At 37.3% G+C, this 16,382-nt stretch carries 17 protein-coding genes; 15 read left to right on the forward strand and 2 right to left on the reverse strand.

Annotation, left to right across the window (positions count from 1 at the left end):
• The first annotated feature begins 19 nt into the window (after positions 1–19).
• The 7 genes from FGL89_RS05010 (at position 20) to FGL89_RS05040 (ending at position 6,542) form a co-directional block, all read left to right on the forward strand.
• Positions 20–1,510: a sugar ABC transporter ATP-binding protein gene (locus FGL89_RS05010; protein WP_014975067.1), complete on the forward strand. Its 1,491-nt coding sequence runs from the start codon at positions 20–22 to the stop codon at positions 1,508–1,510.
• Entirely contained in the window at positions 1,507–2,493 is a 987-nt protein-coding gene (locus tag FGL89_RS05015; protein WP_014975066.1) for an ABC transporter permease, read from the forward strand. Before FGL89_RS05010 ends, FGL89_RS05015 begins: the two co-directional genes overlap by 4 nt.
• Before the next feature lie 17 nt (positions 2,494–2,510).
• Entirely contained in the window at positions 2,511–3,467 is a 957-nt protein-coding gene (locus FGL89_RS05020) for a D-ribose ABC transporter substrate-binding protein (RefSeq protein ID WP_014975065.1), read from the forward strand.
• A gap of 43 nt (positions 3,468–3,510) precedes the next feature.
• Complete coding sequence (rbsK, locus tag FGL89_RS05025) at positions 3,511–4,458, forward strand: ribokinase (RefSeq protein ID WP_014975064.1); 948 nt, start codon at positions 3,511–3,513, stop codon at positions 4,456–4,458.
• The gene (rpiA, locus tag FGL89_RS05030; RefSeq protein WP_014975063.1) at positions 4,455–5,138 is read left to right on the forward strand and encodes a ribose-5-phosphate isomerase RpiA; all 684 of its coding nucleotides are present in this window, start codon (positions 4,455–4,457) and stop codon (positions 5,136–5,138) included. Before rbsK ends, rpiA begins: the two co-directional genes overlap by 4 nt.
• Positions 5,139–5,263: 125 nt before the next feature.
• A complete protein-coding gene (locus FGL89_RS05035) occupies positions 5,264–5,512 on the forward strand; it encodes a GlsB/YeaQ/YmgE family stress response membrane protein (protein WP_014975062.1) in 249 nt (82 codons plus the stop codon).
• 199 nt (positions 5,513–5,711) lie between these two features.
• The gene (locus FGL89_RS05040) at positions 5,712–6,542 is read left to right on the forward strand and encodes a CHAP domain-containing protein (RefSeq protein WP_014975061.1); all 831 of its coding nucleotides are present in this window, start codon (positions 5,712–5,714) and stop codon (positions 6,540–6,542) included.
• A gap of 115 nt (positions 6,543–6,657) precedes the next feature.
• Here the strand turns inward: FGL89_RS05040 and FGL89_RS05045 are convergent, their stop codons facing one another.
• The gene (locus FGL89_RS05045; protein ID WP_014975060.1) at positions 6,658–8,094 is read right to left on the reverse strand and encodes a glutamate--cysteine ligase; all 1,437 of its coding nucleotides are present in this window, start codon (positions 8,092–8,094) and stop codon (positions 6,658–6,660) included.
• Positions 8,095–8,500: 406 nt separating this feature from the next.
• Between FGL89_RS05045 and FGL89_RS05050 the strand changes: the two genes are divergently transcribed.
• The 8 genes from FGL89_RS05050 to FGL89_RS05085 are packed head-to-tail and all read left to right on the forward strand — an operon-like array spanning position 8,501 to position 15,851.
• Positions 8,501–9,247 carry an amino acid ABC transporter permease gene (locus FGL89_RS05050; RefSeq protein ID WP_014975059.1) on the forward strand — a complete coding sequence of 249 codons (747 nt, stop codon included), beginning with the start codon at positions 8,501–8,503 and terminating at the stop codon, positions 9,245–9,247.
• A 53-nt stretch (positions 9,248–9,300) separates the two neighbouring features.
• A complete protein-coding gene (locus FGL89_RS05055; protein WP_135197942.1) occupies positions 9,301–10,128 on the forward strand; it encodes a transporter substrate-binding domain-containing protein in 828 nt (275 codons plus the stop codon).
• Between the two features lie 12 nt (positions 10,129–10,140).
• On the forward strand, positions 10,141–10,845 hold the full coding sequence (locus FGL89_RS05060) for an amino acid ABC transporter permease (RefSeq protein ID WP_014975057.1): 705 nt from the start codon (positions 10,141–10,143) through the stop codon (positions 10,843–10,845).
• 2 nt (positions 10,846–10,847) lie between these two features.
• Positions 10,848–11,585, forward strand: a complete 738-nt coding sequence (locus FGL89_RS05065; protein WP_014975056.1) for an amino acid ABC transporter ATP-binding protein — start codon at positions 10,848–10,850, stop codon at positions 11,583–11,585.
• Positions 11,586–11,612: 27 nt separating this feature from the next.
• Positions 11,613–12,848 (forward strand): aminotransferase-like domain-containing protein, encoded by a 1,236-nt coding sequence (locus FGL89_RS05070; protein ID WP_014975055.1) that lies wholly within the window; start codon positions 11,613–11,615, stop codon positions 12,846–12,848.
• A gap of 18 nt (positions 12,849–12,866) precedes the next feature.
• Entirely contained in the window at positions 12,867–13,838 is a 972-nt protein-coding gene (locus FGL89_RS05075; RefSeq protein ID WP_014975054.1) for an NAD(P)-dependent oxidoreductase, read from the forward strand.
• A 10-nt stretch (positions 13,839–13,848) separates the two neighbouring features.
• Positions 13,849–14,622 carry an amino acid ABC transporter ATP-binding protein gene (locus FGL89_RS05080; RefSeq protein WP_014975053.1) on the forward strand — a complete coding sequence of 258 codons (774 nt, stop codon included), beginning with the start codon at positions 13,849–13,851 and terminating at the stop codon, positions 14,620–14,622.
• Positions 14,622–15,851, forward strand: coding sequence for an MFS transporter (locus FGL89_RS05085; protein WP_014975052.1), 1,230 nt, complete (start codon positions 14,622–14,624; stop codon positions 15,849–15,851). Before FGL89_RS05080 ends, FGL89_RS05085 begins: the two co-directional genes overlap by 1 nt.
• A gap of 355 nt (positions 15,852–16,206) precedes the next feature.
• Here FGL89_RS05085 and FGL89_RS08810 read toward each other — a convergent pair whose 3' ends face one another.
• On the reverse strand, positions 16,207–16,284 hold the full coding sequence (locus FGL89_RS08810; RefSeq protein ID WP_420844350.1) for a hypothetical protein: 78 nt from the start codon (positions 16,282–16,284) through the stop codon (positions 16,207–16,209).
• Between the last annotated feature and the right edge of the window lie 98 nt (positions 16,285–16,382).

Here is a 16,382-nt window from a genome sequence, read left to right on the forward strand (position 1 = left end):
GCAGCACAAAGGAGAAAAAATGAAAGTTGATATGATCGGTATTTCAAAATCATTTGGTAAAAATCATGTCCTACGTGACGTAGATTTTCATTTAAAAGATGCAGAAGTACATGCTTTGATGGGGGAAAATGGTGCTGGAAAGTCTACATTGATGAATATTATGACTGGTCTACTTAGTGCTAATGATGGTGATATTTTAGTGGATGGTCAGCAGGTTCATTTCAATGGCCCGAAAGAAGCAGAGGAGGCAGGTATTAGTTTCATTCACCAAGAAATGAATAATTTTGGTGAAATGTCTGTGTTGGAAAACTTATTTTTAAATAAAGAAATAAAAAATAAATTTGGTTTGGTTGATGACTATACGATGCGGCAACAAGCTAATCGTATTTTTAAAACGTTACATATTAATTATGATTTGGATAGACCAATTGGTGAATTGAGTATTGGTTCACAGCAGATGATTGAAATATCTAAAGCAATGATGACGGATGCGAAGGTCATTATTATGGATGAGCCAACTGCTGCTTTGACCAGTTCTGAAATACGATCTCTATTTGAAATTGTCAGACACCTAAAAAAGCAAGGTGTGAGTTTCATTTATATTAGCCACCGTATTGAAGAAATTATGCAAATAGCAGACCGTATCACTGTGATGCGTGATGGGCATACTGTTGATGAATCTTTTATTTCTGATACAAGTGTCGAACAGATTGTGACAAAGATGGTTGGTCGTGATATTGGTGATTTTTTCCCAACACGTCAAGTCCATGTTGGCAAAACAGTGTTGTCTGTTTCAAATCTGAATAGTAAAAATACATTTCATGATATTAGTTTCTCTGTCCAAGAGGGGGAAATATTAGGTTTTTCAGGTTTAATGGGTTCTGGACGAACAGAAATTATGCGGGCAATTTTTGGTGTTGATGCTAAAACGTCTGGGGATGTGTCTATTGATGGTAAAATAGTTCAGATTAAAGAGCCCTCACAAGCTATTAAACAGGGTATAGGATTTGTGACAGAAAATCGTAAAGATGAAGGATTGATTCTTGATTTTTCCGTGGCTGAAAACATCATTCTTCCTAGTTTAAATGATCTCGTTAAGCATCATATATTAGATGAAAAAACAAAAGTAGATTTTGTTGATTTATTGATTCAGCGATTAACTGTTAAAACAGATGGACAAAACATTAGTGTTGGTAGTTTATCAGGCGGGAATCAGCAAAAAACGGTATTGGCTAAGTGGATTGGTGCGGGAAGTAAAATACTGATTTTAGATGAACCGACGAGAGGTGTTGACGTTGGCGCTAAAAGAGAAATTTATAATTTGATGAATGAGCTAACAGATCGTGGTGTTGCTATCATCATGGTTTCAAGTGACTTACCTGAAGTTCTAGCTATGAGCGACCGTATTGCCGTGATGTATGAAGGTACCTTAATGGCTATTGTTGATAGCGATGACAAATTAACAGAAGCAGATATTATGACACTCGCAACGGGAGGAAAAAAATTATGACTCGTGCAAAAGTAGAACAAAAATCATCTGAATCAGTGAACCAGAAAAAATTTTTTAGTCAGTTAGCTGGATTAGGACCAGTGCTAGCTTTAGTTGTTTTGGTAATCATTACAACAATGATGAATTCAAGCTTTTTGGACGTTAACAATTTACTGAATTTATTACGACAAGTATCAATCAATGGCTTGATTGCCTTTGGCATGACGTTTGTGATTTTAACTGGTGGTATTGATTTATCCGTTGGTGCAATGTTAGCTCTAACATCAGCGTTAACGGCTATGATGATTACCAGTGGTGTACCAACACTGTTGGCGATGCTGATTGGTATTTTAATCGGTGGCGTATTAGGCGGTATTAATGGCTTAATTATTACTAAAGGTGGCGCAGCACCGTTCATTGCTTCCTTGGCAACAATGACTATCTTTCGTGGCGCAACATATGTATTTACAGATGGTAATCCGATTACTGGCAAAGTGATGAATGATAGTTTTGCTTTTCAATTTATCGGTCGCGGATATTTTTTTGGTATACCAGTGCCAGTTATTATTATGATTGTTGCCTTTATAATTTTATATATTCTACTCCATAAGATGACTTTTGGTCGTAAGACTTATGCATTGGGCGGTAATGAGAAAGCAGCATTTGTTTCTGGTATTAAAGTAAAGATGACTAAGACATGGATTTATGTCATTTCCGGTATTATGAGTTCAGCTGCTGGCATGGTTTTGATTTCACGTTTGAGTTCAGCACAGCCAGATGCCGGTACTGGGTTTGAGATGGATGCAATTGCGGCTGTTGTCCTAGGAGGTACCTCTCTGGCTGGTGGGCGTGGTCGCATCTTTGGTACATTCATTGGTGCATTGATTATTGGTACGCTTAATAATGGTATGAATTTAATTGGTATTTCGAGCTTTTACCAACAAATTGTGAAAGGAATTGTAATTATTATTGCAGTTCTACTCGATCGTCGCAAGAGCGCATAAAAGAGGAGTTGATTATCATGACTAAGAAAATTATTGGCATAATTGCAGGGCTTATTGTATTAGCATATGGCATCTTCTTTATTGTTTCGGGACGACCAATTTTTTCAATTACTAACCCATTTCAAGTCAATAGGCTACAAGAACGTAAAAAACCAGGTGATTTAAAAATCGGCGTGTCATTATCGACGTTAAATAACCCGTTCTTCATTTCTATCAAAGATGGTGTCAATGAAGCGGCTAAAAAAGAGGGCACAGATGTACAATTGTACGATGGACAAAATAGTACGAACAAACAAAACAACGATGTTGAAGATTTAATTCAAAAAAAGGTTGATGTTTTGATTATTAATCCAGTTGATTCTTCAGCTATTACGCCTGAAGTTAAATCAGCAAATGAAGCGGGTATTCCAGTGATTACGATTGATCGATCATCAGAAGGTGGGAAAGTACTGAGTTTAGTAGCTTCTGATTCACGTGAAGGTGGAAAAATGGCAGCTACATTTATGATCGATGCGTTAGGTCAAAATGCTAAAATTGCGCAATTACAAGGGACGCCGGGCGCCTCTGCAACAAGGGAACGTGGTGCTGGATTTGATGAAACCGCTGAAGGTCATTTAAATATTGTAACCAAACAGACTGCAAATTTTGACCGTACGCAAGGTCTCAACACTTCAGAAAACATCGCGCAGGCACATCCTGATATTAAAGGTCTATTCTCTCAAAATGATGAGATGGCATTAGGCGCTGTCCAAGCTTTGAAATCACAAGAGGATATTGTTATCGTTGGTTTTGATGGATCAGAAGATGGTATTAATGCCGTCAGAAGAGGCCAGATGGCAGCAACTGTTGCACAAAAACCAAAAGAAATGGGAAAGTTGGCTGTTCAAGCAACCTATGACTATTTCCAAGGTAAAAAAGTATCTCCTAATATTAAATCACCGTTGGAATTGGTTGTGGCAGATAAGTACAAGTAGACTTTAGTTGTTAAGTAAAACGTTTTATGAAAGGATTAGGATCATGAATAAAGTTGTTGTCATCGGAAGTTTAAATACAGATTTAGTCACTAAAATCAAGCGACTACCGGCACAAGGCGAAACAGTGTCTGTTATCGAACAAACAACCAACTTTGGTGGTAAAGGTGCTAATCAAGCTGTTGCTGCTGCAAGGCAAGGCGCTGACGTTACATTTATTGGTGCTGTTGGTAATGATGACTATGGTCTCTCATTTAAAACATTACTTCAGGAAGAAAGCATAGTGACAGATTACATTGTGACTAAAGAAAAACCAACTGGAATGGCTACTATTTTATTAGAATCAAATGGTCATAATACGATACTAGTTAATGGGGCTGCTAATCTGGATTTAAATGCATCTGATGTTAAACAGGCAAATCAAGCTATTGCAGCTGCAGATATTGTTGTGGCACAACTTGAAGTCCCAACTGAGGCAATTATTGCTGGATTTAAAATTGCTAAAAATAATGGGGCAATCACCGTTCTAAATCCGGCGCCAGTTACCAGTCATTTAAGCGATGAATTGATTAACTATACTGACATTATTGTGCCAAATGAATCAGAAGCAGCGGCTTTGGTTGGTAGTACACCAAGTACAGACATTGCGGTGATAGAGGAAACAATTGATCCAGAATTACGTCATAAAGGATTGAAAAATGTCATTATCACTTTAGGTGACAAAGGTGTCTATTATCATGCCGCAGAAAATAAAGGTGTGTTGCCTATATTTAAAGTAGCTGTTGTTGATACCACGGCTGCTGGAGATACCTTCATTGGTACGTTAGTAGCCTATTTACAAGAAGATATGTCAAATTTGCGTGATGTCTTGCGACGTAGCTCTAAGGCAAGTGCTTTAGCAGTTAGTAAAGCTGGTGCAATTACATCTATTCCATACCGATCAGAAGTTGATCAGGGACTAGTTTCTCTGGTAGATTACGAGGTTTCGCAATGACAGTACAAGATAATAAGAAAAAGCGAGCTGCCAACGCAGCGCTGAGATATATTGAAGATGGCATGGTCGTTGGTTTAGGAACTGGCACAACTGTGTTGTATTTATTACAAGCAATTGCGGCAAGTAAGATCAACATTCTGGGAGTAACAACATCAAAAAAAACCACAGTAATATGCCAACAGTTAGGTATTAAAGTTACTGATATTGATGATGTAGATCATATTGATGTGACGATTGATGGTGCTGATGAAGTTGATACTTACATGAATGGTATCAAGGGAGGAGGTGCGGCACTGTTAATGGAAAAAATTGTAGCCAAAAATTCTAACAAGAACATTTGGATTGTAGATGATAGTAAAGTACATGATACGCTAGGCACTTTCCCCTTACCGGTAGAAGTCATCCCTTATGGTAGTGGCAGATTACTACGTAAATTTGAGGCTAATGATTTTAATCCAGTACTCCGAGTTGATCAAAATCATCAGCCAATCATAACAGATAGTGGTCATTATATTATTGATTTACATTTAGGAGATATTATCAATCCCCAAACTTTAGCAGATTACCTTGAAAATCAGGTTGGTATCGTTGAGCATGGTCTGTTTGTCGATATTGTCGATATCATCATTATCGGAGGTGACTCGGTTACCCTCAAGGAAAGACAAACGCAACTTAAATAAATTTTGCGGCATGAGATCAATAAGCTAACAAGGTTGACCTGCAATTAGAAAAAGAAAGAGGAAAATGATATAATGAAAATGTAATAATATTTTTCATGTAATAGGTTACTGAAAGGAGAATTATTATGGGACTATTATGGACATTAATTGTTGGCGCTATTATCGGTGCTGTTGCTGGCGCAATTACCAGTAGGGGTGCAGCAATGGGGTGGATTAGTAATATTATTGCTGGTCTTATTGGTTCATGGCTTGGAGAAAGCCTTTTGGGATCTTGGGGGCCATCGCTTGCCGGTATGGCTTTGATTCCATCTATTATTGGTGCGGTGATACTAGTTGTTATTGTATCTTGGATTGTTGGCAAACAACGCACCTAATTGAAAATAAAAAACAATATGAATTGAAAACACAGTAGTATCGATCTTAAAATCGGGACTACTGTGTTTTTCATTGAGATATGGCTAAACTGCTATGTGAATTAAATCATATACGATAGCAAAATAGTGCCGTGCTTCACAATAAGATTATGCTAGTCTTTTGACGTATGATGATTTATCACACAAAAGGATTTAGGATATGAAGAATAAATTAGTAACAAGTTTATTGACGGTTAGCCTAGTTAGTGGATTAGTTGTGAATACAGTTAATGCGGCAGTAATTGGGGATGATTATCCGGCACAGTTGAAAAAGGCGGCACCGGATACATTGGTAGATAATTGGACGATGTATAATCGTGAATGCGTCTCATTTGTGGCCTGGCGTCTACATGCAATTAATAAATTTGAATTGCCCATCGGTTTTGGTAGCGCAGTGAGTTGGGGTGCACAAGCTCGTGCTAAAGGGTATCAGGTAAATGCAACACCAAAAATTGGAAGTGTGGCGTGGTTTGCTGCAGGACATGTGGCTTGGGTAGCGGATGTCAAAGGGGACAACGTTGTTATTGAGGAATATAATTATAATTACAATCATAATTATCACCAACGTACAATTAATAAGCGAGATGTGTCAGGTTATATCCATTTTAAAGATTTATCCACGAACAATGCGGTCACTGCGAATACGACACCGAAACCGCACACAAATAACACAACAATTAAGGTGGGTACAACAGTGAAGTTTACTGGCGTATACCAAGTTAATATGGTTAATTCAGTAAAAAATAGTGTGGCGAGCGACCGCCTATCTGGTGGTAAATCAACGACATTGAACTTAATTGATGCTGTACCATTAGATGAAACAACATCTTCAGGTGCTAAATCAGGAAATCAGGTTTTAGCTGTTGGTGAATATTTTAAAGTCAACGGCAGATACAAAGTACTAGCAGTAGATCCTGCTTCTAACGGTATTAAAGTTAAAATTGGGTCCTATGAAACATGGTTAGATATACGCCAAGCCACTGTTGCATAATTGTTTGCCAATTGGCTCAAAATTTTACATAAAAAAGCATTTTCAGACAAGATGACAATTGTATCTGAAAATGCTTTTTTTGCTACCGCAGTAGGAGTCGGTTAAGCCATGGTGATTAAATGTATTCGGATAAATCGACGGGTTGGGTAACAGTCCAAGTTCTATCCCCATAAGTTAAATGTAATGAAGTGCTTTTTAAATCAAGCATTGTTTTAAAGCCTAATTTATGTGCTTGAATGTAAGTATTTCTTAGTTGTTCAGGTATGCTAGCAAAAATCTCATCAATAGATTCTTGACGACGTTCCGATGACAGAACTTTTCCTTGTTTGAGAGCAAAATCAACGAGAGAGCGATTGTTGATAAAAGTTGCTAGTTTAGCAGCAAGCGTTTTGTCGGGGGTAGTTACTGCTGATTTAGCAAACGATAAAGCTTTTTGAAAATCTGATTTTTGTGTTTCCGGTGCATGAGCTACAATTTTTTCTAAGCGCAGGAATAGTGTTTGTGCAAAAACTTGTGCAAATTCAGGCAATGTCTCGCTAGGTGTTTGTGTCGCCACCACATGATTAAAATTAGCGGCGCCGCCATCAATATGTGGCCATTGATTAGGATTTATAATAGCATCTATGATGAGTAAATGTAGGAAGCTTAAAGCTGTTTGTGAAATACCATCTTGAGTGAATGGATCGATATCAAACATTCTAAATTCAATATACGCAGCACCATTTTTGACAATATCTGAGAGGTTATCAGCGCCTTTTAGTCGTACTGGCCCATAAAATTCACTTTGGTCATAGAAATCACCGTTCTGAATATACTGTTGAATTTGTTGGATATAAGTTTCAAAATTCGTATAATCAACGTTGATTTCTGGTAAATTAGCAAAACCATGGTGGCTTGAACGCCAGGAACGAACGGGATGCCAGTTATCGTAATGTGTTGAAATATCATCATTGCTATTTTCGGTTAGTGGTGATGCACCAAATAAATAGGTTATGAGCCACCGATAATTTGCGACTTGTTGGACAATTTGGAAAAATAGATAATTTTTAGCTGTGGCATAAGGCAGTTTGGGATGTTGTTTAGCAAAGAATTGTATCAAATCCTCACTAGGTGAAAAATTAACGTGGACACCTGTTAGAATATGTTGATAGTTACCGTAACGTTCAAATAATTTGTTGCGATATTGTTGATACCATGAACGTTCAAAATGTGTTTGTAAAAATTTAATATCAGATGATGTCAGGTGTGGTGGCATCGATAATGGCCAAATAATCTCATCATCAGCTAACTCGTCAGATAGCATACGCTGTAATTCGTGTAAGTGTTGCAATGCCTCTTTTGACGATGGCTTTGGTGCAGTAACAACTTCTTCTTGGCTTTCAGAAAAATCAGTTTGGAAGTATGGTTGTGTTCTGCGGTCACCAAGTGTCGTTGGATGAGGATGTTGAGAGAGTGAGTGACTATTGCGGTTGACACGGTGTTCTTCAATTTCCAGACCAAAAAGCCCGTCATATAGCATGTGGTTGGTTGGATTCATGAGTTGATCTGTCATGGCTTTTCCTCACTCAAATCTTTTTCTATATTTTACCGTATTCTGAAAAAAATTGGTAGAATATCAGCTTATTATTTCTTTATTTTGAAAGTATTTATTTGCAAGATGTTCCACGTGAAACACTAAAAACAGTAATTAACTGGTTCTGACATGGCAATCATGATGGTGATCATTTCTTAAAAAGCTGACCAAGTGCCGACTATTGTAATTGTGCAATGTGAACAAATTTAACAAAAATATTGTTTATTTAGTTTATTACGTGTATGATTATTTTTAATCTCTAGTTGATGTTTTGATTGTTGTATTGTTATTTAACCAGTTAATGGCTATATAAACATCATTAGTAAAATTAGAATTGATTAGTCATTTATCATAATATCTTCATCGGAACAGTAGGAGGCGTTTTATGAATAATTTTTTTCAACCACACCTTATCTGGCAATACTTCCCTGATGTATTATCGGCTTTGCCGGTAACACTACTACTAACACTAGTATCAACAATAATTGGTGTGATTGTTGGTGCTGGAATTGCATATGTCAGAATGGAAGATACACCAGTTTTTAAGCAAATAGCGGCAGTCTTTACTTCATTTATTCGTGGGACACCCATTTTGATACAAATGTTTTTAGTTTACTACGGCTTACCACTTTTCTTAGGTTATGTTGGTATTGATACGGACGGTGTCAATGCACTGGTATATCTATTTATTACTTATGGATTAAATATGGCAGCGTTTTTATCAGAAATTATTCGTGCAGCATTAGAAAGTGTCCCCGCAACACAACGTGAAGCTGCTTTAACTTCAGGCTATACCAAGAGGCAAATGTATTTTAAAATTATTTTCCCTCAAGCAGTGATTATTGCCATGCCTAGTTTTGCAACAATGGTCATATCCTTACTGCAAGATACATCACTGGCATTCACAATTGGCGTACTTGATGTTGTGGGTAAAGCTAAGGCATTGGGAACAGCAACATTTCATACCGTCGAAGCTTACCTAAGTGCCATGATTATATTTGTCATCTTAAGCTTCATTCTTGAAAGACTGTTCCGTTGGATTGAGAAACGGAGTAATTATTCCTCTCGTCAGATGCCAATTGTAGCTACTAACCCTGTTATACCTGTTATTGAGACACCAAAAACAAGTTAAACAAGACACACGTTAATTATGTTTGGGAAGAAATTTATCATAGGAGAACGATTATGCAAAGTAAAACACGAAGTAGTAAGGGATTATGGATTGGCCTAGGGGTTGTTATTGTTGCTATTATTGCCGTTATGTTTTTACATAACACAGGGCAAAGTAGTGAATCATCTTCTAAGGTAGAAACAATTAAGGTTGGTTCTGGAAATGATGGACAGCCCTTTGCCTACTTGGATAAAGATGGTAAACCCGCTGGTATGGATATTGCACTACTTCAAGCAATTGATAAAAAATTGCCACAGTATAAATTTAAGCTGACATTGTCGGATTTTCCAACAATGATTACTAATTTAAAAAGTGGTAAGACAACGATTGCTATGTATCAGATTGAACAGAATGCTGAACGTAAGGAGAATTTTAAATTTGGAACAGTTGGTTATACAGTTTGGGATACGTTGTTAGCTACTAAAAAATCTACCGGTGTATTGGATTCTTTTGCCGATGCTAAGGGTAAAAAGTTATATGTCACTAATTCAACTAACCAAGCGACTTTAACTGATGCTTATTTAAAGAAAAATGCTAATGCATACTCTGTTGTTCGTGGTACTTATACGATGGAACAGGTCGCACAAGGATTAAATTCAGAACAATTTAATGTGTACCCTGCACCTAAATACTCGATTGATTTATTAAATCGTCAATTTAAAACAAATTTGGTTTATGGTAAGTCAGTTAACCATTCTAATGCTTACCCAATGTTTAATAAAAAAGCAGATCCTAAGTTCGTTAAGGCTGTTAACAAGGCAATGGCAGAGATGAAAGAAGATGGTACACTTAAAAAGTTAAGTAATCAATGGCTTAAGGGTGACTATGTACCTAAAGATTAATGGAGGTTTCAGATGAACTTTGATATTGGATTTATATTTCAAGTTATGGGCCAAATTATTCGTTACGTACCAGTCACAATATACATGGCAGTGGTCAGCTTGATTATTGGTGGTGCATTAGGCTTAGTTGTGGCACTGGTCAGGTATTATAAAATACCTGGGTTGTCACAACTGTTATCAATTATGATTACGATATTGAAGGGTGTCCCGCTCATCTTAATATTCTTAATTATCTTTTTGATAACATCTCAAAATTTTAACCGTTTTGCTAAAGCGGTTGGTTGGCATATACGATATGGTGATTTACCAATGAGTGTTTTAGCTATTATTGGTTTATCTTTAATGGCTACAGTTGGATTGAGTGAAGCATTCCGAGGGGCATTTGAATCAGTTAAGCAAGTACAATTTGATGCTGCGCGTTCCCTAGGTATGACTAAAATGCAAACGATTCGTCGTGTTTTGATACCCCAGACGATGCCTGTGGCATTACCCATGATCATTAATATGCTTATTAATTTAATTAAAGGGACGGCTATTGCATCGTTAGTATCAGTTGTTGAACTTTTTTCGGCAGCTACACAAACTGCCAGTTCAAATTATAAGTATTTTGAAGCTTACATCGCTGCAGCCCTGATTTATTGGATGATGACCATTGTGATTGAGCGTGGCGCTGTCTTCCTAGAATTACGTATGGATAAGAAAATAAAGAGGTCTTGATCATGATTGAAGTCAAAAATGTTCACAAAAGTTTTAACGACAATGAAGTTATTAAAGGCGTCAGTTTATCCCTCAAGGAGGGAGAAGTGGTTACAATTTTAGGACCTTCAGGTTCAGGAAAAACAACTTTTCTACGGTGCTTGAATTTTTTAGAAGAAGCGGATTCAGGTTCTATTACGGTTAATGATCACGAAGTGATTTTTGGACAAGCGAGTGCAAATGATGTTTTACAGTTGCGTCGGAGCATGGGCATGGTTTTTCAGAATTATGCCTTATTCTTAAATAAAACAGCAAAACAAAATATCATGGAGCCGATGGTCATTGTCCATGGGTATAGTACTCAGCAAGCCGCAGCACGTGCAGAAGAGTTACTAGCAGTTATTGGTTTGCCAGATCACGGTGATTATTACCCCTCGCAACTTTCTGGTGGTCAAAAGCAGCGGATAGGGATTGCCCGTGCTTTAGCGGTTCATCCGACAGTATTATTATTCGATGAACCAACCGCAGCGCTTGATCCAGAATTAGTTGGCGAAGTGCTTAAAGTTATGAAAGCAGTCAAAGACGCTGGTGTTGCCATGATTGTCGTGACACATGAAATGCAGTTTGCTTATGAGGTGAGTAATCGTGTTATTTTCATGGCTGATGGGGTCATTGTTGAAGAAGGCACCCCACAACAGATATTCGAGACCCCACAAGAAGCGCGTACCAAATCATTTTTGAACCGTTTTACTGTACATTGATTGATTATTTAGAAGGAGATTTGCTATATGTCAGAATTGCGTTATCAGTTTGCATCACGTGTGTCTAGTTTGATCCCCAACCCTTTACGTGAACAAGCTAAGCATGTTCAAAGGGCCGACGATTATATTAAATTAACCTATGGTTATCCGAGTAATGAGGCTTTCCCAATCGAAAAGTTAGCCAGGCTTTCTGATAAAATTTATCGTCAACATGCTGTTGAATTTATGCAATATGGAGAAACTGAAGGTATTCCAAAACTCCGAGAGCAAATTAAAGCACGGTTACATCAATATCAAGATTTAGATGTTATGGCTAATGATGTCTTGATTACCTCTGGATCAACTCAGGGGATGGATTTGGTATTTAAAATATTTGTTAATGAGGGTGATACAGTACTCACCGAAGAACAAACATTTATTGGGGCTGTCAATTCAATTAAGTCTTATGGTGGTCACGCACAGGGATTACCATTTGATATGGTTAGCGGTTGCATTGATACTGGGGCGTTAGAAGCAACATTAGCTGCTGACACGGCACATCATATTAAGCTACTTTATTTGATTCCAACTTTTCAAAATCCAATTGGGACATCAATGTCTTTTGAGAAGCGACAAGAAGTTTATGATATTTGTCAGAAACATCAGATTATGATTTATGAAGATGATCCATATGGTGATTTACTTTATTCAGAAATCGAATCAATTCCTAAAATTAAGTCATTGGACACAACAGGCAATGTGATTTATGCGGGTTCTTTTTCAAAAATTTTAGCGCCTGGTTCACGGTTAGGTTACTTATTAGCACCAAAATCAGTATTTGATAAATTAGTATTGGTCAAGCAGGTGGCAGATTCGTTTGCTAACTTGTACTGGCAGTATCTTGCTAGTCAATTAATGGATGATTATGATTTTAACGAACATATTGATTATTTACGCCAATTATACAAGGTGAAGGCAGATGCAATGGTTGGCGCATTACGGGACTATGCCACACAAAATATGACTTTTGTTGTACCTGACGGTGGTTACTTCATTTCTGTTAAGCTCAACGATGATATTGATCCTAGTACATTCTATGATGCATTAGATCAGCACCATGTGGGTGTCATTCCTGGAAATATTATGAGTGCAGCTGGTCAGGGTTATGAACGTTATTTTAGATTGAATTTCACACTACCATCGGTAGAAGAAATTGAAACTGGTATTAAACGTATTGCGCAAGCCGCAACAGTCGCTAAAATAAAACAGCAAATGGTATTTTGAGGTAGGGAGAAAGTGCATATGAAAATACTTTTCTATAATGTAGCAGATATAGAAAAAAGCTTCATTAATGATTGGGCTAAAAACAATAACATAACTGTCAAAACACTGTCGGTAGCAATTGATTCTAACAATATTGAATTAACACGTGATTATGATGCTGTTGTGTTTTATCCAGGGGAAGCTTTTCTAACCGATGAAAAGTTGTATGCTCAGTTGGCTCAAAATGGGATGAGACAAATTTCAGTTAAATCAACAGGTTATGATAATATTAATTTTACTTTTGCTGAAAAATACCAGCTCAGTATTACTAATGTCCCTAACTATTCACCTGAATCAGTGGCGCACTTTACCGTTATGTCAATCATTATGTTGTTACGTCATATGCCAATTTATTTACATAAACAGGCGACAACTCACAGAAAAGATTTTATTGGACAAGAATTGACTGATTTAACCATTGGTATATATGGTGCAGGGCGATTAGGCAGCTTAGTTGCGAAAACATTAAAATACATGGGGGCTCGCGTACTGATTAATTCACGTACAAGCAAACCAGAACTCGAACAGTTAGGCATTGAAAGTGTTGATTTTAAAACATTATTAACAGTCAGTGATGTGATTAGTATCCATGTGCCACTTAATGAACAAACACACCATTTGTTTGACTTCGACAATTTAGATTTGATGAAACAAGAGGCCATGTTAGTCAATACGGCACGTGGTAGTATCATTGATACAAAGGCATTAATCAAGCATCTTCAGCAAGGAAAATTCAAAGGGGTGGCACTTGATGCTTTGGAGGATGAAGAATTCTTTGAGGTAACAGATAATCCATATTATCAAGCACTTATGGCATTTGATAATGTCTTGGTAACGCCACACATTGCTTATTTTACACAAGCAGCCGTACGTGATATCGCAATTACTGCTTTAGACAATGCACGTGATATTGTGACGAACGGCGAGTCAGAAAACATAGTTTTGAACTAGGAGGCTAGCCATGAGTTTTATTGAAATTAAGGACGTGCATAAATCTTTTTATCAAAAAGAAATTTTAAAGGGTATTGATCTTACGGTTCATAAGGGTGAGGTAATTGTTATTCTAGGACCGTCAGGTTCGGGTAAAACCACCTTTTTAAGATGTTTGAACACCTTGGAACAAGCTGATAAAGGTCAAATTAAAATTAACGATGTGACCAAGGATTTCACGCAAAAAGATCGGCGTAACACGCGTGATCTGATTTTGAAAACGGCAATGGTTTTTCAAGGACATGCCCTGTTCAATAATATGACGGTATTGCAGAATGTAATAGAAGGATTAGTTCGCGTAAAAAAGAAACCTCGTGATGAAGCCTCTAACATTGGGTTAGCCATGTTAGAAAAAGTGGGTCTATCTGATCGTGCCGATTACTATCCAGTCCAATTATCTGGAGGCCAACAACAGCGTGCAGGGATTGCTCGTGCCATGGCTATGAAACCGGAATTGTTATTATTTGATGAACCAACTAGTGCATTAGATCCAGAGTTGGTTGGTGAAGTTCTATCTGCTATGAAAGAATTGGCACAAGAGGGTCATACCATGATTGTTGTCACACATGAAATGCAATTTGCTTACGAAGTAGCAGATCGTGTGCTCTACATGGAAGGCGGGATAGTGGTTGAAGAAGGGACGCCACAAGCTATATTTAATACCCCACAAGATGAGCGGACAAAGAAGTTTTTGGCACGTTTATCTGGTAAAAATTTTGATGATGTTGAACTGGTAGAAGTATGATGCAATTTAAGCAAGGACGTGTTAGTAAATCAACTGGCACGGAGAAAATATTAGCAGAAAGTCATGAAAAACAGCTTTTTTCTAAGGATATGGTGTTGCTAATGGTCATTAACTTTTTGGTTATGACAGCTGTGACAACGCAGATGGGAACTTTACCTCTATATGTCACACGATTAGGTGGGAATGCTGTAATGTCAGGACTAGTTGTTGGTATTTGGGGATTGGCAGCGTTAGCTGCGCGGATACCTGTTGGCAAGTTAATTGATAGTTACGGGCGCAAGCAACTTGTGTTGATTGGACTAGGCATATTAGTCATTGATTTTTCAACGTTGATTTTTGTGAGCACCATTGTGAGTTTAATTATATTACGTGCGGTGCAAGGCTTAGGTAATGGGACGCAATCAACTGCAGTAGCGACATTGGTGGCTGATAAAATACCAAAAGAAAAGCTGTCGATTGGACTAGGATATTTCAGTATTTCACAAACTTTACCAGCGGCAATTGGGCCAGCAATTGGGTTAATGATTGTTGAAAATTTAGGTTTTCAGTCGCTTTTTTATTTTAGTTTATTACTTGTTAGCCTAGCATTTCTACTCACTTTATTCATCAAAGATAGCTATGATAGTGATACGCAAGTTCAGGAAACAACACAAGTCAGAACCGGGTTTAAGGCATTGATCCGATTACAAAGTATTTGGGTGCCTAGTTTGTTAATTTTTGTTGTTTCTTTTGCAAATGCTGCTGTGGCAGCATTTTTGATTCAATTCGGTGAGCAAAAAAACTTATCGCCAGCTATTGTTGGTTTGAGTTTTACTGCGCAGGCCGTTATAGGTGCATTAGCTAGAATTTGGTTTGGTAGGATGTATTTATATTTCAAATCTTTTGTGTTGATTTTAGCTGGAATCATCATGATTGCCTTAGCTTACATATGTATTGCTTTTGGTGACACGATTGAACTATTATTGTTAGCTGGGGCACTAGATGGGTTTGGTTTTGCCTTGTTAATGCCATTGATGAACGCGGTTGTTTTACGTGATGTGACTTCAGAACAGCGTGGACGTGCAACAGCTATTTTTTCATCTGGGACAGACGTGGCATATGGTTTAGGTGCTTTGGTGTGGGGAATTGTTGTGAGCTTAATTGGTTTTCAGGGGATGTATCTCTGCACAACGATAGTTGTTTTAGCTACGTTAGGACTTGTTTTGGCACATCGTCAGCTGTTGCGTTAGAAGTTGATATGGTAGTAAAAAGCCTCAACATTATTAGATATAATAATGTTGAGACTTTTTACTGTTGATTTGCTTGGGTTTGGCATTCCATGACATTCATGCAACTTTATCTTTCCTCTTCAAAATGTTTGAATTATCTGGGCATCCTAGGCCATGGTTGATTAAAATAAGACTTCTATTAGACTATCTGCTACAATATTGGCACTATTGATATTATTTAATTATGATCGTTATTTCAGTAATCTCTATGATTGAAAATGCGGAAAGATTAACAGACATATTTTCTTGATATCCTATCTTATTTAAGTACCCTGGTATATATTTGTGAGCTATATGTTGATGAGCGTTTCATGGTTCATACGCAACAATTTACAATATGGGAGTGTGCTAAATTATCGTCTGACGAAGGACTAAAGTTTTTATAACTAAACACACTGTGATATTTAGTGTTATTTTGTATTTCTTGCCAGTACTTTAAAATAATTTGATAATTCTCAATTTTTTAGATATTTAAGTCTAGATAGTAACTAT

Source organism: Leuconostoc carnosum, assembly GCF_007954525.1.
Lineage (GTDB): Bacteria > Bacillota > Bacilli > Lactobacillales > Lactobacillaceae > Leuconostoc > Leuconostoc carnosum.